General features: G+C 38.8%; 14 protein-coding genes. 7 read left to right on the top strand and 7 right to left on the bottom strand.

What is annotated here, in order from left to right; genetic code table 11:
* Positions 1-77 precede the first annotated feature (77 nt).
* Positions 78-938 (top strand): class I SAM-dependent methyltransferase, encoded by an 861-nt coding sequence (locus B9T28_RS11005; protein ID WP_086204035.1) that lies wholly within the window; start codon positions 78-80, stop codon positions 936-938.
* Positions 939-1,046: 108 nt separating this feature from the next.
* On the opposite strand, the gene B9T28_RS11000 is transcribed toward B9T28_RS11005, so the two are convergent.
* Positions 1,047-2,372: an alpha/beta fold hydrolase gene (locus tag B9T28_RS11000; protein ID WP_086204034.1), complete on the bottom strand. Its 1,326-nt coding sequence runs from the start codon at positions 2,370-2,372 to the stop codon at positions 1,047-1,049.
* A 293-nt stretch (positions 2,373-2,665) separates the two neighbouring features.
* On the opposite strand from B9T28_RS11000, the gene B9T28_RS10995 reads away from it, so the two are divergent.
* The 3 genes from B9T28_RS10995 (at position 2,666) to pta (ending at position 7,820) form a co-directional block, all read left to right on the top strand.
* Positions 2,666-3,931 carry a glutamate-5-semialdehyde dehydrogenase gene (locus B9T28_RS10995; RefSeq protein ID WP_086204033.1) on the top strand — a complete coding sequence of 422 codons (1,266 nt, stop codon included), beginning with the start codon at positions 2,666-2,668 and terminating at the stop codon, positions 3,929-3,931.
* Between the two features lie 442 nt (positions 3,932-4,373).
* The gene (locus tag B9T28_RS10990; RefSeq protein WP_086204032.1) at positions 4,374-5,591 is read left to right on the top strand and encodes an acetate/propionate family kinase; all 1,218 of its coding nucleotides are present in this window, start codon (positions 4,374-4,376) and stop codon (positions 5,589-5,591) included.
* Positions 5,592-5,660: 69 nt separating this feature from the next.
* A complete protein-coding gene (pta, locus tag B9T28_RS10985; protein ID WP_086204031.1) occupies positions 5,661-7,820 on the top strand; it encodes a phosphate acetyltransferase in 2,160 nt (719 codons plus the stop codon).
* Positions 7,821-7,877: 57 nt separating this feature from the next.
* On the opposite strand, the gene B9T28_RS10980 is transcribed toward pta, so the two are convergent.
* On the bottom strand, positions 7,878-8,510 hold the full coding sequence (locus B9T28_RS10980; RefSeq protein WP_086204030.1) for a LysE family translocator: 633 nt from the start codon (positions 8,508-8,510) through the stop codon (positions 7,878-7,880).
* Between the two features lie 75 nt (positions 8,511-8,585).
* On the bottom strand, positions 8,586-9,215 hold the full coding sequence (locus B9T28_RS10975; RefSeq protein ID WP_086204029.1) for a class I SAM-dependent DNA methyltransferase: 630 nt from the start codon (positions 9,213-9,215) through the stop codon (positions 8,586-8,588).
* Positions 9,216-9,758: 543 nt separating this feature from the next.
* On the opposite strand from B9T28_RS10975, the gene B9T28_RS10970 reads away from it, so the two are divergent.
* The gene (locus B9T28_RS10970) at positions 9,759-11,285 is read left to right on the top strand and encodes a fumarate hydratase (protein WP_086204028.1); all 1,527 of its coding nucleotides are present in this window, start codon (positions 9,759-9,761) and stop codon (positions 11,283-11,285) included.
* Between the two features lie 108 nt (positions 11,286-11,393).
* Complete coding sequence (locus B9T28_RS10965) at positions 11,394-11,927, top strand: DUF2059 domain-containing protein (protein ID WP_086204027.1); 534 nt, start codon at positions 11,394-11,396, stop codon at positions 11,925-11,927.
* Positions 11,928-11,996: 69 nt separating this feature from the next.
* On the opposite strand, the gene B9T28_RS10960 is transcribed toward B9T28_RS10965, so the two are convergent.
* From B9T28_RS10960 to tig, 4 genes are all read right to left on the bottom strand, one after another.
* On the bottom strand, positions 11,997-12,749 hold the full coding sequence (locus tag B9T28_RS10960) for a DUF2846 domain-containing protein (RefSeq protein ID WP_086204026.1): 753 nt from the start codon (positions 12,747-12,749) through the stop codon (positions 11,997-11,999).
* Between the two features lie 163 nt (positions 12,750-12,912).
* Entirely contained in the window at positions 12,913-14,223 is a 1,311-nt protein-coding gene (gene clpX / locus B9T28_RS10955; RefSeq protein WP_086204025.1) for an ATP-dependent Clp protease ATP-binding subunit ClpX, read from the bottom strand.
* 48 nt (positions 14,224-14,271) lie between these two features.
* Complete coding sequence (gene clpP / locus B9T28_RS10950) at positions 14,272-14,883, bottom strand: ATP-dependent Clp endopeptidase proteolytic subunit ClpP (RefSeq protein ID WP_086204024.1); 612 nt, start codon at positions 14,881-14,883, stop codon at positions 14,272-14,274.
* Positions 14,884-15,076: 193 nt separating this feature from the next.
* Positions 15,077-16,408 carry a trigger factor gene (tig, locus tag B9T28_RS10945; RefSeq protein ID WP_086204023.1) on the bottom strand — a complete coding sequence of 444 codons (1,332 nt, stop codon included), beginning with the start codon at positions 16,406-16,408 and terminating at the stop codon, positions 15,077-15,079.
* 413 nt (positions 16,409-16,821) lie between these two features.
* Between tig and B9T28_RS10940 the strand changes: the two genes are divergently transcribed.
* Positions 16,822-19,128 carry a TonB-dependent receptor gene (locus B9T28_RS10940; protein WP_086204022.1) on the top strand — a complete coding sequence of 769 codons (2,307 nt, stop codon included), beginning with the start codon at positions 16,822-16,824 and terminating at the stop codon, positions 19,126-19,128.
* Positions 19,129-19,130: the final 2 nt, after the last annotated feature.

Raw genomic sequence — 19,130 nt, 5'->3', positions numbered from 1 at the left:
AATTTTCAAACAAATGAATAAGCATTCAAATCGACAGCAGTAAAAATTTAGAAAAATAAATTAAGTTAAGGATAACCATGACACAGCCACAACTATCCAAACATCGCCATATTTCCTTTACCGCACATTACACGGGGTATATTTGGTATCAAATGGGAATTTCACATCCATTACTTGCTACCGCTAAAGGAAAATCACTGGCTTATCTGGCACACCCTGCTGAGAGTTGGGCCGAAAAATATGTCGGTGGCAGTATGCGCACCACCTTAAAGACCCGACATACTTTATTAGATGAACATTTGACTCAACTCATTCAGCAATATCCTGATATACAAGTTTTAGAAATTGCCGCTGGGCTTTCACCCCGTGGCTGGTGGTTTAGAAAAAACTATCCAGCAATTAATTATCGTGAATTAGATTTGCCCGATATGGCACAAACCAAACAAGATGCTTTAAAACAAATTGATCCCAACAGTCCAGATGTTCTTTCTGCTGATTTATTTACCACAGATTTTAAAACAGCTTTCGATGAGTTTGATCCCGCTAAACCACTGGTGATCATCAGTGAGGGATTGATTAACTACTTTGATAAAGCTTTATTACAACAATTATTGCAATCCATTGTGCTCTATGGGAAAAACTTCAAAACCCTACATTATCTCACTGATCTATATCCAGACCCAGTTAAAAACAAATTGGCGAAAATCATTTGGAATAGTAGTAAATTATTGAAAGTCATGTCACGTAGTGCTTTTAGTTTTCACTTTACTCACCCTGCCGAAGTCTGTAATTTCTTTCAACAAGCTGGCTTCAATCAAGTAGACGTTATACAACCCAGCATTTATTTTCAAAAAAACTCTGCCGCCAATACTGATGAACATTTAGGCGATCTGGTTTGGATGATTCATGCGAAGTTAGATCCATCACATGACGTTTAATTTCACACTCTAAAAGCCATCATGACCCAATAAAAAAACCAGTCCAATTCGACTGGTTTTTTTATTTTCAGATGACATTACATCGGCAACTGGACCAAAGTAAAAGAATTACACTGCAATACTATTCACTTGTTTTTGTCGTTGGACAAATCGAAGTAAACGATCTGCATTTGCAAAACTTCCATGCTTAAATAATGCACGTATGCCATATTGAGAAGTTTCAAAAATAAGACATTCAATCTTAAATTCCCCCTCATCATCACATAAATTTAAGGCTAAATCTCGAGGATGTGAATCAACAAAAGTAAACTGCGATTGATCATCAAGCTGCATCAATAAGCCAAAGTAATTTAAGTCTACGATTGAAACTGCAACTTCTTGATCTGAGTGACGATGGCTTAACTGACGATTCGGTTGTAAAACTTGGATACGCTCTTCACCGCGACGCTCCATATTTTGCATTTGTTCGCGGGTTAAATTAATGATGCCATCTAAGTTCTTAATGGACTCACCTTTTAGATAAGTGGTGAATAAGTTCATGGTTTCTTTACGGCGCTGTAACTGTGGCACATGATCTGCATTCGCAATCATGGCAAACTGCATATCTGGACATTGCAACGCAAAATCAGCATTTTCGTGCGGTAGAGTGAAACTATCGTATTGACCACATGCAACCAGCGTATTACAAATAGGTGCAGGCACATTAGATAAGCGCAATAAACGATTACAGTTAATTTCGTAGCGTTCTTGCTCAGTACTGGTAAAATCCGCCATTTGCTTAAAAAACAAACGTTTTGCAGTTGGAGACATACGCGTTTTATCAAGTTTGGCATGGTTCACTAAGTAAAGAATTACAGCCTGGCCAAACTCGTCCATGCGCTGTTCTTTCATTAGCGCAAGCGACTCTTCCAATAGCATTCGCCAACTTTTACGGGTTTTTTGCATAACCCCCATCAGAATTATTTTTTCAATTAAATCTGGACGTTGCTCTGCAAAAAAAGAGGCAATCACAGAGCCTAAAGAAATTCCAACCACCGCAACTTTAGGAACACTAAGCATATCCAGCCACTCACCCAACATACGCGATAGGTCCGGTAGCTCCAAGGTTCCTGCTGATAGACCCGAGTCAACATTCCTAATTTGTTGATTCGCCCCCATAGAGGGAAGATCTATCAAAATCACTGGACCACTTTCAAAGAACTGTTCTACACAATATTTATAGGAATTAAAGTTTTGGAATGCCCCACCGACAATAACAATAGGCGTATTGTGTGCTGTTTTAGGGTCTGCAATCGCCATATATTCAATTTTCCAGCCATCAATCCACGTGGTTCGTGCTGGTTGCTTAAAACTGTTTTTATGATAAGTATCAAAAAAACCAAAACTTGAGAAAGATTGGTGTGATTCCGCGTCCATTTGGATAATGGAATTCATTTCCTGCCTCCATTCTTGCTTTATTTTTTTATTTTGCAAGATCCGTTGTTTTTCCAGTCATCACAAATAATAAAATTTGTAGTGGGTCAATGTCCTTATTGTTTCATTCTATACAACTATTTGTTTTATCCGCAATCGCTTAATTGACCGCTTATCGAGTTTAAACGGTCAAATATGCCAAATACACACGACCAACTTGAATTGATCCGCTATTTTTTCTTGTAAATCCATGGATTGTTATAACACTGGCTGCTACTATCAAACAGAGTTTTTTAGCGATCAAATAGAATACTATGCAAGATTCAATTGAACAGTATATGCAAACTGTAGGTCAACAAGCTCGCCAAGCATCGAGTATTTTGGCAGCCGCATCTACGATTGTAAAAAATAATGCCTTATCTGCTATTTATACTGCTCTAAAAAATAGTGAGCCGAAAATTTTAGCAGCCAATCAAATTGATATGACTCAAGGTCGAGATCATAATCTTGACAGTGCTCTGCTTGATCGCTTAGAACTTACCCCCACACGCTTTAAAGATATGTTACATGGCTTAAAAGATGTAATGAATCTACTCGATCCAATTGGTGAAATCACAGATCTTGCTTACCGCCCATCTGGGATTCAAATTGGTAAAATGCGCGTACCTTTAGGTGTGGTCGGCATGATTTATGAATCACGCCCAAATGTCACACTTGAAGCAGCATCACTGGCACTTAAGTCTGGGAATGCTATTATTTTACGTGGTGGTTCTGAAGCACTGCATTCCAATCAAGCCATTGCTGAAGCAATTCAACATGGTCTAAAAACTGTTGGCTTACCTGAAACTTGTGTGCAAGTCATTAACACGACAGATCGTGCCGCGGTAGGACAACTCATCACCATGCCTGAATATGTGGACGTCATCGTTCCTCGAGGCGGTAAAGGGCTCATTGAACGGATTACCCGTGAAGCGACCATTCCAGTCATTAAACACTTAGATGGCAACTGCCATGTCTTTGTTGAAGCGCATGCAGATTTACATAAAGCTTTACCGATTGCATTAAATGCCAAAACCCATCGCTATGGCGTCTGCAATGCTATGGAAACGCTATTGGTTGATGAAAAGGTTGCTGAGGAATTTTTACCTCGCATTGCTGAACTCTATGCCGAGAAGCAAGTTGAACTACGTGGCTGCCTAGCAACGCAGCGCATTTTAGGTGCAACCATCAAACCGGCAAGCGAAGAAGATTGGTATGAAGAATATTTAGGACCAATTTTAGCTGTAAAAGTTGTGTCAGGTATGGAAGAAGCCATCCAACATATTAACAAGTATGGCTCACATCATACCGATGCCATTATTACTGAGAACTTTAGTTTAGCGCGCCAGTTTTTAGCGCGTGTTGATTCGAGCTCAGTCATGGTCAATGCCTCAACCCGCTTTGCTGATGGTTTTGAATATGGTTTAGGTGCTGAAATTGGCATTTCAACCGATAAAATCCATGCTCGCGGTCCTGTTGGACTAGAAGGTTTAACTTCACAAAAATGGATCGTCTTAGGTGATGGACAAATTCGCCAATAATCAATAGCACATCATCATCAAAATGCAGTAACTGTTCAATAAATTATACAACTGAACAATTACTGCATCGTTTTAACTAGAATAAAAAAATAAGATTTTCATCAACTCAATAAAGCTCTAATTTTTATGGATGAACAAACATTCATTGCGAGTAAAAAATACTGATCTAAACAGAAAATTAAGACTTACAAAAATATGCGTTTCTCCGCAAATTTTATACGTTAATCACAAGATAGCGATGCTAAGTTAAAGCAATCAACTGATAAATATTAAATATTAATCAATCAAGGGTCGATAAGGCTTAAGTCTAATCACCTAAAGTCTAGCTAGAACAGAAAAACAACACATGGTACAACATTGTTACTGATCTAAATTACATCAATAAACCAAGTAATCAGATCAACAGGACGACTACTTCAAATTACAATGCGGGTAATAAAACGTGTCTACATCAGTATTAGTGATTAACTGCGGATCTTCATCCATTAAATATGCGCTTGTTTCAGAGCATCGTGAAGATCGAATCTTTGGTTTAGCAGAAAACTTAGGTTCTGCTGATGCACGTATTAAAGGCGTTACCGCTGGCAACCAACCACTCGAAATTGCCATTCCACATGCAGACCATGAAAAAGCATTAGAAACCATTTTAGGTCGCTTAGCACAATATAAACCGAAAGCCATTGGTCATCGTGTTGTGCATGGTGGAACACTGACCAAAGCAGAATTACTCACTCCCGAAATTGTAGAACGTATTCGTCAAGCAACACCGCTTGCACCTTTGCATAATCCAGCACATTTAGTCGGTATTGATGCAACCATGCGTCTATTCTCTGAATTACCACAAGTTGCCGTATTTGATACTGCATTCCACCAAACCATGCCAGCGCATGCTTATCGTTACGCATTGCCGAAATTCCTTTATACAGAACATAATGTCCGTCGCTATGGATTTCATGGCACCAGCCATGCCTATGTATCAGAGCGCGGTTCTGAATTGGCAGGCAGTTATAAACAAGGTGGATGGTTAACTGCACATTTAGGTAATGGTAGCTCAACTTGTGCTATTTGGAATGGTCAAAGTGTCGATACCTCTATGGGCTTAACCCCACTTGAAGGTGTCGTCATGGGAACGCGCAGTGGTGATGTTGACCCAAGCATTCATCGTTTCTTAGCCAGTAACCTTGGCTGGGATATCTATAAAATTGATAAAATGCTCAACAATCAAAGTGGTCTACTCGGTCTATCTGACCTATCTAATGACATGCGTACACTCATTGAAGCCTCTGAACAAGGTAATGAAGATGCAACACTTGCCATTGAAGTGTTCTGCTATCGCTTAGCAAAATCTCTTGCAGCATTGAGCTGTGGCCTACCTCGAATTGATGGCCTCTTTTTCACTGGTGGAATTGGTGAAAACTCAGCTTATATCCGTGAAAAAACCATGTCTTACCTACCTCACTTTGGCTTTAACCTCAGCAAAGACCATAATGATGGTTTAAAACGTGGTACCGAAGGTCGTATTGATACAGGCACAGGCCCTCAAATCTGGGTTATTCCAACTGATGAAGAAGGTCGTATCGCGAAAGAAACTGACCTTGTTGTACAAAATGAGGTTCAACAGGCTGCAAAAAAGTCTGAAGCTGAAATGACGACTGCATAAGTAGTCGCCCTCCTGCTATGTTGAAAAAACTTTAAAATATTTTTAGAACTATTGATTAAAGAACTTTGTATGAAAACAATTTTATTAGTTCCTACTGGAGAAGGCGTAGGCTTAACCTCCGCATGCCTCGGCTTAGTTTATGCACTTGAATGCCAAGGTGTTAAAGCAGGCTTTGTAAAACCATTTTCACAAGAAGTTAAGGCAGAAGCGGATCGTACTACGGCACTTTATCGTCATATTTCCAAATCTGATACCGTTGAGCCCATTTCTTTTGCCAAAATGACGCAACAACTGAATGCGGGTGAAACCGATGAACTACTGGAAGAAGCCGTAAGCCTTCATCGACAAGTGGCCAAACAGCATGACATTATCATTGTTGAAGGATTGGTTCCGACTGCACGTGATTCTTTTGCGAGTAATTTAAATGCATCTTTAGCACAAGCACTGGATGCTAAAGTGATCTTTATTAGCAATGCTGATATTAATCACCCAGATCAAACTGCTGAAAAACTAGAAACTCAATTACGCAACTTTGGCGGTGCATCCTCATCCCGTAATGCTGGGGTACTGTTCATGCGTACGCGTGGCTTACCCGCTGATTCAGCGCAAATTCCCGTCACGATTGATCCAAATCTGCGTTTAATTCATGACACTCAAAAATTTGCAGCGAATTTGCAAAAATCTCATGCGTATATTGGTTCGGCGCAATTACCGATTATTGGACTGGTACCGTTTAGTGATACCTTAAGCGTACCTCGCGTTTCAGACTTAGCAACACATATTCAAGCGGCTTGGATTAATCAAGGTAAAGCGCAACACCGTCGCGTATTGCATAGCAGTCTCATTGCGTCAAACATTGAACATGAGTTGCATAAATTTATTGCTGGTGAACTCATCATTAGTGCATCGGATCGTATTGATGTGTTACTAGCCAGTAGCTTAGCCAGCAGTAATGGCATTCCATTGGCTGGCTTAGTCTTGACCGAACATCATGAACCCAATGCTTTAGTGTTAGATTTTTGCCAAACGGCCATTAAAAATGGTTTACCAATTTTACATACCACGCTCAGTACCTTTGAAACGGCACAACAGCTCTCAAACTTGAGCAATGAAATTCCTGTTGATGATACTGAACGTGCTGATCAAGTCACCCGTTTCGTATCGAGTCATATCGATCCGGACTGGTTAATTCAGTTGTTGAATGGCGATTACCAACCGCGCTTATCCCCTTCTGCGTTCCGTCATGAATTGGTACAAAAATCGATTGCTGCGAAGAAACGGATTGTTTTACCTGAAGGTGATGAGCCACGTACCATTCAAGCTGCTGCCATCTGTCAATCTCGCGGCATTGCACAATGCATTTTACTTGCGAAGCCAGAAGCAGTCATTGAAGTTGCCAAAGCACGGAACATCGAACTGCCATTTGACTTAGAAATCATTGATCCAGATTTGATCCGTGAAAACTACGTCGCTCAAATGGTTGAGTTACGTAAAGGTAAAATCAACGAATTACAAGCGCGTGAACAACTGCAAGATACCGTCGTTTTAGGCACAATGATGTTGGCACTTGATCAAGTGGATGGGCTTGTTTCTGGTGCGGTACACACCACTGCAAATACAGTTCGCCCTGCCTTCCAGTTAATTAAGACCGCCCCAGACTATTCACTGGTGTCATCTGTATTTTTCATGTTGCTGCCTGATGAAGTTTATGTATACGGTGACTGTGCCATTAATCCCGATCCCGATGCGGAACAATTAGCAGAAATTGCAATTCAATCTGCTGATTCTGCAAAAGCTTTTGGTATCGATCCACGTATTGCCATGATTTCCTATTCAACAGGCACATCAGGTGCAGGTACAGAAGTCGAAAAAGTGGCCAAAGCGACTGAAATTGCTAAATTGCGTCGCCCAGATTTATTGATTGATGGCCCGCTGCAATACGATGCGGCATCCGTTGAAAGTGTTGGTAAATCGAAAGCACCCGACTCTAAAGTTGCGGGGCGTGCCAATGTATTCATCTTTCCAGATTTAAACACAGGCAATACCACTTATAAAGCGGTTCAGCGTTCTGCGAATGTCGTGAGTGTCGGGCCAATGTTGCAAGGTTTAAACAAACCTGTAAATGATTTGTCCCGCGGTGCATTGGTGGATGATATTGTCTTCACGATTGCTTTGACTGCAATTCAAGCAGAGCAACAAGTTGAAGCAAAGATGCATAAAGCCTCTTAATTTCATTTAAATGTTAAAAAAAACCACTCAAAAAAAGAGTGGTTTTTTATATTACGCTTACCGTTTTGTATCCATTAAAATTTTAACTGCTAATGACGCCAAAACAGTTCCCATGATCCATCTTTGAATATTCGACCATATTGGATTTTTATTTAAAAATAACGCCATGCTTCCCGCTGATAAAACAATGAGCCCATTCACAGAAACACTGACAATAATTTGTATCAATCCCAAAAAAATGGATTGACTCAAAACACTGCCATGATCAGGTTTTATAAACTGAGGTAATAATGATAAGTACATCATGACAATTTTGGGATTAAATAAATTAGTAATGAACCCCATCGTAAATAATCGAATATTACTATCTATCGGTAAATTTTTAACCTGAAATGGCGATTTTCCATTTGGTTTGAATGACTGCCAAGCGAGCCAGATTAAATAAAGTGCACCACCAATTCGTATGGCATCATACGCATAGGGAATCGCCATCAAAAGTGCAGTAATCCCCAGTGACGCACAGAGCATATAAAAAATAAAACCGAATGCAACGCCACATAACGAGATGAAACCCGCTTGATGCCCCTGACAAATAGATCGAGAAATTAAATAAATCATATTCGGCCCTGGCGTTAATACCATTGCCAAACAAATGAGTGTAAAAGTAAAAATTTGCGATAGATCTAACATGGCTAATCCATTTTATTATGTCTAAATTTTATGCCCATTCCTTTGCCATTTTAAGATAAAAATTGCATTTACTCTTTATTGCATTTGTGCCAACCAAACCGTATGTCCTGTACATTCAACATCTTCAGCAACCATTTTCACCACTTGAAAACCATACTGCGTCAATAAAGTTCTATATTCCTGTGCTGCTAAACTGGCATGATACAAAGCATCTCCAAACATATCACCAATCACCTCACCATATGAAGGACCACTGGTAAACATCAAAACCGTACCTTGTTCTGCATATTTAGCAAAACTAGCAAACATATTACGTTGATCATTAGGCGTTAAGTGAAAGAAACTATCCCAAGCCAAAATGCCTTGAAACTTTTGTTCCAAATGCAGCTGACGCATATCTGCGTGTAACCAAGTTTGCTGAGGAAATTTGGCTTTTGCCATTGCAATCATTACATCCGAACTATCTACACCTGTAACGGAATGTCCTTGTTCAATGAAATACTGTGCAATTGGTTTCCCTGAACCACAGCCTAAATCTAGGATTTGAGAATGAGCAGGAATAAGTGTTAGAAAATGGTCTAGCCAAACTTTTTCATAAAGAAAATGACCACGTAATGCTGTCCATGCTTGCGCATGTTTTTTATAAATTTCAATAATATTGTCTGCAAGAAAAGTTGGATCTGCACCATGTGATTGATCTGACATAAATTTGCATTTATTTTAAAAATGATTAAGCAAAATTTTAGCAGAATTAGAAGAAATATTATTTTTCAGTATGCTGATCAATAAAAAGTAACCGATGAAAAAAAGATCAAGTAAGCCTACTTAATCTTTTTTTTGACCATACATCCAAGTCGCTGCGATATAAATACCAAATCCAACCACCATCAATACACTTGTAACTGTCATTTTATCTGTCTTTACTGTTTGATGCCCATATTATGTAAAAGTTTTATGACAACTTTATGACAACGCTTTTATATTAAAAAACATTCCACCAATATCAATAAAAACTAATTCTAAACAACACCTTATACTAATATTGTTTTTGAATAATTTCTAAAATCAATGATCCTTATTGTAATATGACATGAATACATCTGTCTAAATGACCGAGTTTTATAACAATAAATACATGATTTAATGTCTTAAACTTTAGCTTAAAACTACAGCGAAGCATCCACAAAACTTACTTTATGCCGTATAATTTAGCCCGCTAGCTAACAGCCCGCTCAAGAGATTTTTGGTATGACAACTATTATCAAACAAGATGACTTGATCACATCGGTCAAGGATGCACTTCAGTTTATTTCGTATTACCACCCACAAGACTTTATCCAAGCGATGAGTCGTGCGTATGACCGCGAAGCAAACCAAGCTGCAAAAGATGCAATTGCACAAATTCTAATTAACTCTCGTATGTGTGCAGAAGGTCATCGTCCAATCTGTCAAGATACTGGTATTGTTAACGTATTCCTTGAAGTCGGCTTAGATGTTAAATTCGATTTAACCATGAGCTTAGATGACGCAATCAATGAAGGTGTACGCCAAGGTTACTCAGAAAACTCTAACGTACTACGTGCTTCTGTATTAGCAGACCCAGCTTTTGGTCGTAAAAATACTAAAGATAATACCCCTGCTGTGATTCACTACAAACTCGTTCCGGGTAATAAAGTAGATATCACTGTTGCTGCTAAGGGTGGTGGTTCAGAAAATAAATCTAAATTGGCAATGTTGAATCCATCCGACTCAATCGTAGATTGGGTACTTAAAACCGTTCCAACTATGGGTGCAGGCTGGTGTCCTCCTGGTATGTTGGGTATTGGTATCGGTGGTACTGCTGAAAAAGCCATGATGCTTGCTAAAGAAGCATTGATGGAAGAAATCAACATGGACGAATTGCTTCGTCGTGGTCCACAAAGCAAAATGGAAGAGCTTCGTATTGAAATCTTCGAGAAAGTAAATGCTTTGGGAATCGGCGCACAAGGTTTGGGTGGTTTAACCACAGTTCTTGACATTAAAATCAAAGATTACCCTTGTCATGCGGCAGGCAAACCTGTCGGTATGATTCCAAACTGTGCTGCAACGCGTCATGCACACTTCCAACTAGATGGTTCAGGCATTGCACATATTCAAGCACCGAAACTTTCTGATTATCCTGAAGTGACTTGGGATTCTTCAAAATCTAAACGTGTAGATTTAGACAATATTACTCAAGAAGAAATGAACACTTGGCAACCAGGTGACACATTACTTCTGAACGGTACCATCTATACAGGTCGTGATGCTGCACATAAACGTATGTGTGAAATGATCGACAAGGGTGAAGAATTACCAGTAGACCTTAAAGGTAAATTCATTTACTACGTTGGCCCTGTAGATCCTGTTGGTGATGAAGTTGTTGGCCCTGCTGGCCCGACTACAGCAACACGTATGGACAAATTCACCCGTCAAGTTTTAGAACATACTGGCCTGTTTGGTATGATTGGTAAGGCTGATCGTGGTCCGACAGCCATTGAAGCAATCAAAGACCATAAAGCAACCTATTTAATGGCTGTGGGTGGTGCTGCTTATTTAGTATCTAAAGCCGTTCGCCAAGCGGAAGTAGTGGCATTTGCTGATTTAGGTATGGAAGCGATCTACAAATTTGTCGTTGAAGATATGCCCGTATCGGTTGCTGTAGATGTTAATGGTACTTCCATTCATGCGATTGCACCAAAAATTTGGCAAGCCAAAATTGGTAAAATCCCAGTAGTTGATGCTGCTGCAAACTAAGTAGCAATATACGGTTTAGTACTTGGTTAAAAATCTTGCTAAATACTTGAATATACTTTTAAAAGCACTCTATGATTAGGGTGCTTTTTTATACTCTGAGATTAAAAAATGAAACAGTGGATGTTGGCTTGTGGGATCAGTTTTTTTTCAAGTATTTGCTTGGCGGCACAACCCAGCGATCAAGCCGTCAATAAATTAATGCAAGTAATGAAGCTTGATCAACTCTTACAACGAACGATACAACAGATACGACCTCAGCTAGATCAACAAGCTTATATGGTTGTAAAAAATATTGTGCAACATGAACAATTGACTCCACCAGAGCAAATTGTAGCGAATCAATTGGCTGATAAAATGTACCAGCAAAGTCAAAAAACTGTGGCTTGGAAAGAGATGCAGCCAATTTATCAAAAAATTTATAAAGATGTGTATAACGCAGAAGAAATTCAGGCTCAAATTGATTTTTATTCTAGTCCAATAGGACAATCCATTTTAAATAAAACCCCTCAAGTTGCTCAAGAATCTATGAAAGTTATGAATTCACGCTTAGCCAGTACCATACAAGCCACTGAAAAAGATTTTCAAGAAATTAATACTCAACTCGAACAACTTAAAAAATCAGCACAGGGATCTTCTCAATAGCAATAACTTGCTATATATCTCAAATCTAAAAAAGAGGGATAATCCCCCTCTTCTTTATTGGCAATCACACTACCAAGTGAGTGGATTCCAGAGCTTAAATGGGGTCGATAAATGCGCATCATCACTGGCATGATACACGCCACTATTAATTTCTTGTTTGGGTTTAATCACTCGACCTTCTGGCGTCACTTCAGCAACAAAATTGAGACCCGGCGTTTTCAATTGCGTCATTCCAATTTCTTTTAAAGCCTGACGGGTTGGCATTTGCATTAAAGGACCAACGCGCAATAATCCTGCTTCTCCATTTGGACCACCACGAAATTGCTCTTCTTCATATTTGATAAAATATTGTTCACCAGACTTAACACTTAAGTATGCGACTTTAGGTTTTTGAAAATGTAGAACCGCCAAAGGACGGCTTAAACTTAATTTATAATCCCCTTCAGCCAGTTCAACCCAATAGTAATGGTTACTAATTAAACTAGGTACACGTTTACCATTTAAGAAAAAATTAGATGCAATAATTTCTTGTCTATTCCAACGACTATCTGGTCGATAAAAATAAATGATCGCAGCTTGAGGATTTTGTGGTTTGACCAATTTAAAAAATTGACCTGGCTCTTGATTAACCCAAGAACCAACAGAAAACTTTCCAACCTTATATTGATCTAACTTAGCATGTATTAATGAATTTTCTTTTTCAAAATTGATTGCATCCAAAGTCGAAACCACTTGAGTTGCATGCAATTGTTGCGGAGCTTTATGACTCTGACACGCAGTTAAACCACAACTCGCTAAAAACATTAAACCTAGGTAACGCATGATTATCCCTCATCACGTATTTTTATTTTTGGTTTTTAATCAAGACTCTATTGTCCATATCGAGCTTAACATTGCAATGTCTTTATAGACATAAAAAAACGTGTAAAAAGCTAAACTTCTTACACGTTTCAGATGAATTGCAAAGCAATCAATTTTAATCAGATTAAGCTGACTTACTATCAATCACTTTTAAATCAACTTTTTCTTCAACCTGTTGGTCTGCTTTAGGTTGACGTGCACTCTGATATTCAGGTTCAGCTTTGTCATTAATCACCGCTTCATTGATGACTACAGTACCCACATCTGCACGACTTGGTAAGTCATACATAGTTTCAAGCAATACTTTTTCCAGAATTGAACGTAAACCACGTGCACCGGTATTATGTGCCAACGCTTTTTTTGCAATCGCACGTAATGCCGAATCTTCAAAAACGAGGTCAACATCTTCCATTTCAAAAAGATACTGATATTGACGTGTCAAAGCATTTTTTGGCTCTGTCAAAATGAGCATTAATGCTTCTTCATCCAGCTCTTCAAGTGTCGCAATCACAGGTAAACGACCGATGAACTCTGGAATTAAACCAAATTTCACCAAATCAGATGCCTCAACTTGACGGAAAAGTTCAGAGAGTTTTTTACTGTCATCTTTACTCTTCACATCAGCAGTAAAGCCGATACCGCCTTTTTCCTGACGCTGTTGCACTACACGTTCAAGCCCAGAGAAAGCACCACCACAAATGAATAAAATATTTGAGGTATCAATTTGAATGAACTCTTGCTGCGGATGCTTACGACCACCTTGTGGTGGAATAGATGCAACCGTACCTTCGATCATTTTCAACAGTGCTTGCTGCACGCCTTCACCAGAAACATCACGCGTAATTGATGGGTTTTCTGATTTACGAGTAATCTTGTCGATTTCATCAATATAGATAATACCCTTTTGCGCTTTTTCCACATCATAGTCAGCTTTTTGCAAAAGCTTTTGTACAATGTTTTCAACATCTTCACCGACATAACCAGCTTCGGTTAAGGTGGTTGCATCTGCCATCGCAAAAGGAACATCTAAAAGACGCGCCAAAGTTTGTGCTAGTAAAGTTTTACCCGAACCTGTTGGGCCAATCAGCAAAATATTACTTTTGGCAATTTCCACAGTATCAGCAGGTTTGTGGCTAGACTGACTGACTTTAAGACGTTTGTAATGGTTATATACCGCAACCGATAAGGTTTTCTTTGCAGTATCCTGCCCAATAACATACTGATCTAAAGCCGCACGAATTTCATGTGGTTTAGGTAAAGGACGCGTTGCCCAATCACCAGTTTCAACCTGCTGACTGGTTTGGACGAGGTCTAAGCACACATCAACGCATTCATTACAAATGTAAGCGTCCTCGCCTGCAATTAGTTTCCCAACTTCAGACTGTGTTTTACCACAAAATGAACAATGCTTTTGTCCTTGAGGATGTTCGGACATTTTCACTCCAAATCTTAAATCTTTGTTAGTTTTAACACTGATAACCGTTTAGTTTTTTGGACGTTTCGAAAGCACTTCATCCACTAAACCATATTCTTTAGCAGCTTGAGCTGTCATAAAGTTATCACGGTCTGTATCGCGCGCTACTCGTTCAAAATCCTGACCACTATGTTCTGCCATCAAGTGATTTAAACGTTCTTTAATATATAAAATTTCACGTGCATGAATTTCGATATCAGATGCCTGACCACGGAAACCACCAAGTGGTTGGTGAATCATAACACGTGCATTTTCAAGACAATAACGCTTGCCTTTTGCACCAGCATTCAACAAGAAAGCGCCCATAGAAGCGGCTTGTCCCATACAATACGTCACCACATCGGGTTTAATGAATTGCATAGTATCGTAAATTGCCATACCCGCAGTCACAGAACCACCCGGTGAGTTAATATATAGGTGGATATCTTTTTCTGGATTTTCAGCTTCTAAAAATAACATTTGAGCAACAATTAAGTTCGCCATGTTATCTTCAACTTCACCAGTCAAAAAAATCACACGTTCACGTAAAAGACGTGAAAAAATATCAAAAGAACGCTCACCACGAGAAGATTGTTCTACTACCATCGGAACTAAAGCATTATCAATCATTGGAACATACATACGTTATTTATTCCTGAATTTTTTGTTACTTAACTCATATTCACAATATGAGGGATAATTGCTGAAAATGCAAAATATTCCCCATTAAATATCAGATTTTTTTTGGATATGCATTGTGAATACGGGACATTTAACAAACTTTCAACAACATAAAAAAAAGGCGCTAAAAGCGCCTTTTTTTATGAATAAGCGATTAGCCTTGCTGACGAGCTTGCTGCTCTTTCAACAACTCTTCATAGCTTACTGGAGTATCAGTCACTTTAGCCGCAGCTAAAATGTGATCAACCACTTGATCTTCTAACACAACGCCTTCAATTTGAGCACGTTGTTGTTTGTCATTTTTGAAGTATTCAATCACTTCAGTCGGATCTTCGTAAGAAGACGCCATATCTGCGATATACGCTTCAACACGAGCAGGATCAACTTCTAATTTAGCATCAGCTAATACTTTGCTGACTAAAATACCAAGTTTAACTGCTTTTTCAGCTTGTTCTTTAAACAATTCATCTGGAAGCATGCTGCTGTCAAATGCTTTCGCACCTTGAGCACCAAACTGTTGTGTGAATTGTTGAATCATTTGTTGACGTTGACGATCAATTTCTTGAGTCATCATTGCAGCAGGAACTTCAACTTCATTCGCAGCAACAAGCGCATCAAAAGTTGCACCTTTTACTTGGTTACGAAGGCCATTTTTCACTTCACGTTCCATATTTTTGCGAACGTCAGCTTTTAATTTTTCAACGCCTTCTTCTTCAGTTAAACCAAAGATTTTAAGGAATTCAGCATCAATTTCTGGAAGTTTTGCTTTTTCAACTTGCTTCACAGTAATTTTAAATTGCGCTTGTTTACCTGCAAGGTTTTCAGCTTGGTAGTCTTCAGGGAAAGTAACATCAATGACTTTCTCTTCGCCTTTCTTCATACCAACGATACCATCTTCAAAGCCCGGGATCATACGACCTGAACCTAGAACAAGTTTAAAGTCTTCAGCAGCACCGCCTTCGAACTTCTCACCATCAATAGTACCTTCGAAATCGAAAGTTACTTGCATGTCTTTTTTAGCCATACCTTTGGTTTCAGCCCAAGTTTGGCGTTGCTTTTGTAAGTTCTCAAGCATTACATCAACGTCTTTATCGTTGATTTCAGTTGATTTACGCTCAATTTCCAAGCCATCAAACTTAACGTCGACTTCTGGATAAACTTCAACAGTTGCTTCATAAACTAAAGCATCAGCTTTGTTTTCAACTTTATCAATGTTTGGCATGCCTACAGCATTGATTTTTTCTTGTTGAATTGCTTCAAATACAGTGTCACGAATAACATCGTTAACCACTTCTTGATAGATACCCGCGCCATATTCACGACGCACAACGTCCAAAGGTACTTTACCTGGACGGAAGCCGTTAATCTTCGCAGTTTTGGCAGTGCGTTTTAAGCGAGCTTCAAATTGCTCGTTTACACGGCTCGTCGGTACAGATACATTTAAACGACGGGCAACGCCCGAAACCGCTTCAGAAGTTACTTGCATGGCTTCCTCGATAGAATTTAATAATTACAGTTTTTTAAAAGTGCCACATTATATGACAACATTTGAAGATATACAAAATACCTGTGAAAATCATGCAATTTAAATTTTAATTTCAAGTTTTTAACGTTTTAATCAATGCTGATTATTTTGCTTTATCCAAAATATTTTTCTGCTTTACAGATATATCCGCATTTATTCATAATTTATCCTGTTTTATTACAATGTGAAACATTGTGATTTTGATTAAAAAATATAAATAACAAACAGATACAAAAAGATACCCGTCCTATCAATTCTAATAACAAGTTTAAAATTACAATTTAATCGATAATTTCAATTCAAAACTAATGCAATAACAAATAAGAATCATTATTATTCGCATACAAATTTACATTACTAATTTTGAGTTCATCATGTCTTTCATCAAAACACGTAAAAAGATTGTGTCTTCTGCGATCGCATCTTCTTTATCTGTCGTTGCGGTTACAGCAATGGCGCAAGATGATGTAACACAACTTCCAACGATTCATGCACAGGCAAGTGTAGAACAACAACAAGGTTTTAAAGTTGATCAATCTGCAAACACTAAGTTTGTTGCCCCCCTGCTAGATACACCAAAATCAGTGTCTATCATTTCTAAACAGCTGATTGAAGATACACAAGTTACGACTTTAAGTGATGCATTACGTACCGTTCCAGGTATTACCTTAGGTGCCGGTGAAGGTGGTAATCCAAACGGCGACCGTCCGTTTATTCGCGGCTATAACTCTGAAAGTTCAATGTATGTTGATGGTATTCGTAACTCAACTTCGCAAAATCGTGAAATGTTTGCGATTGAACAAGTAGAAGTCACCAAAGGTTCTGCTTCTGCACTTGGTGGTGCTGGTTCTACCGGTGGTAGCATCAACATGATTTCTAAAGTGGCTAAAAAAGGCGACTTCTTAGAAGGTTCTGTTGCTGGTGGTACAGATAATTATCAACGTATTACCTTGGATGGTAATAAAGATTTTGGTAATGGTATTGCTGCTCGTGTAGCTGTCATGGGCCACCATAATGAAAAAGCAGGTCAAAAAGATGGTGCTGAATACAAGCGTGCTGGTATTGCCCCAAGCATTACTTTTGGTTTAGACACTCCAACTCGTGCAACTTTAAGTTATTACTATTTGAAATCTGACGATACACCAGATTCAGGTGTACCGTACTGGAACCCTACAGATAAAACTGCAACAGGCAAGCCATTAGATGCTAAACAAGGTATTTACTATGGTTGGTTAGCTCGTGATTTTCAAAAACAAGAAAATCAAAGTGGAACTATTAAATTAGAACATGACCTAACCGATGAGATTACACTTCGCAATACGGCTGTCTATAACAAATCAGATAATAATTATCTGTGGACACAGCCCGATGATAGCCAAAAAAATATTGCAAACGGTAAAGTTTGGCGTCGTGTTAATACGAACTTAACAAGTACTGATAGCTTTACAGATCAACTATCTTTGGCTGGTAAATTTAATACTGGTTCACTTAAGCATAGTTTCAATGTTGGTGCTGAATACAGTAAACAAGATTCTGATCGCGGTACTAATATTGTTACAGATCCAAACACCTCTAAAATTGGTGGTAGCGGTGCAACCAATGCATGTTCTTTAGCCAATTCAAATGGTTGGTGTACCGATGCATTTAATCCTAACCCTAAAGATCCTTGGTTAGGTCATATTACAGCCAATCCAAATGTAACCAATATTACCTCTAAAACACAATCTATTTATGCACTCAACAATATTGAAATCACGCCACAATGGCTACTCGATTTAGGTGTCCGTTGGGATAAGTTTGACACTGATGTTAAGTACAATAAAGACTCAGGCTCAGGTGCAAGTTTAATCAAAGCTGGTACAGCGTATAACTCAAGTAATGATTTCTTTAACTATCAAGCGGGTTTAACATTTAAACCAACTGAAAATAGTAGCATTTATGCAAGTTATGCAACTTCAGCCAATCCTGTTGGTGTCGATGCGGGTGACGGCTCAGAAGGTTTAAGCGTTCCAGGTCGAAATACAAATGATGCACAAGCTAGAGCGATTAACAACCTCAAACCTGAAGAAGTTAAGACTTATGAAATTGGCACAAAGTGGGATGTACTAAATGATAAGTTAAATTTAACCGCTGCTATTTTCCGTACTGAAAAGGATAATACCCGCGCGTTAGATACAGATGGTTTTACCCGTAATATTGGTAAAACACGTGTCGACGGTATTGAACTTGGTGCTAACGGTAACCTTACTGATAAATGGGCACTGTCACTTGGTTATACTTATTTAGACAGTGAAATTGTAGATGCTGGTTTTGTAAATACAGCGGCAACAGGTCAGCCTGCTGTCTATGTGCCAAGCCCTAATAACGGTAATCAAGTTCAAAATGTAGCCAAAAATAGCGCAACTTTATGGACAACTTATCAAGTTTTACCACAACTGAATTTAGGTGTAGGTGCAATTGCAATGGACAAAGTCTATGGTGATGCGGCTAATACGAAGTGGGTTCCAGGGTACGTCCGTTACGATGCAATGGCGCGTTATAACGTCAACAAAAATGTAGATTTACAATTAAACCTAAACAACTTATCTGACAAACGTTACTTCACTAAAGCCTATGCATCACACTATGCAACTGAAGCTGAAGGTCGTAGTGCAGTATTGTCGGTTAACTTCAAATATTAATC

This window comes from Acinetobacter silvestris, from assembly GCF_002135235.1.
GTDB lineage: Bacteria > Pseudomonadota > Gammaproteobacteria > Pseudomonadales > Moraxellaceae > Acinetobacter > Acinetobacter silvestris.
The sequence above is the reverse complement of the archived record's forward strand: the minus strand, read 5'-3'. Positions and strand labels throughout refer to the sequence as shown.

Coding starts and splice junctions, on each gene's coding strand:
- B9T28_RS11005 (WP_086204035.1), top strand. CDS start 78: ATGACACAGCCACAACTATCCAAACATCGCCATATTTCCTTTACCGCA.
- B9T28_RS11000 (WP_086204034.1), bottom strand. CDS start 2,372: ATGAATTCCATTATCCAAATGGACGCGGAATCACACCAATCTTTCTCA.
- B9T28_RS10995 (WP_086204033.1), top strand. CDS start 2,666: ATGCAAGATTCAATTGAACAGTATATGCAAACTGTAGGTCAACAAGCT.
- pta (WP_086204031.1), top strand. CDS start 5,661: ATGAAAACAATTTTATTAGTTCCTACTGGAGAAGGCGTAGGCTTAACC.
- B9T28_RS10980 (WP_086204030.1), bottom strand. CDS start 8,510: ATGTTAGATCTATCGCAAATTTTTACTTTTACACTCATTTGTTTGGCA.
- B9T28_RS10975 (WP_086204029.1), bottom strand. CDS start 9,215: ATGTCAGATCAATCACATGGTGCAGATCCAACTTTTCTTGCAGACAAT.
- B9T28_RS10970 (WP_086204028.1), top strand. CDS start 9,759: ATGACAACTATTATCAAACAAGATGACTTGATCACATCGGTCAAGGAT.
- B9T28_RS10965 (WP_086204027.1), top strand. CDS start 11,394: ATGAAACAGTGGATGTTGGCTTGTGGGATCAGTTTTTTTTCAAGTATT.
- B9T28_RS10960 (WP_086204026.1), bottom strand. CDS start 12,749: ATGCGTTACCTAGGTTTAATGTTTTTAGCGAGTTGTGGTTTAACTGCG.
- clpX (WP_086204025.1), bottom strand. CDS start 14,223: ATGTCCGAACATCCTCAAGGACAAAAGCATTGTTCATTTTGTGGTAAA.
- clpP (WP_086204024.1), bottom strand. CDS start 14,883: ATGTATGTTCCAATGATTGATAATGCTTTAGTTCCGATGGTAGTAGAA.
- tig (WP_086204023.1), bottom strand. CDS start 16,408: ATGCAAGTAACTTCTGAAGCGGTTTCGGGCGTTGCCCGTCGTTTAAAT.
- B9T28_RS10940 (WP_086204022.1), top strand. CDS start 16,822: ATGTCTTTCATCAAAACACGTAAAAAGATTGTGTCTTCTGCGATCGCA.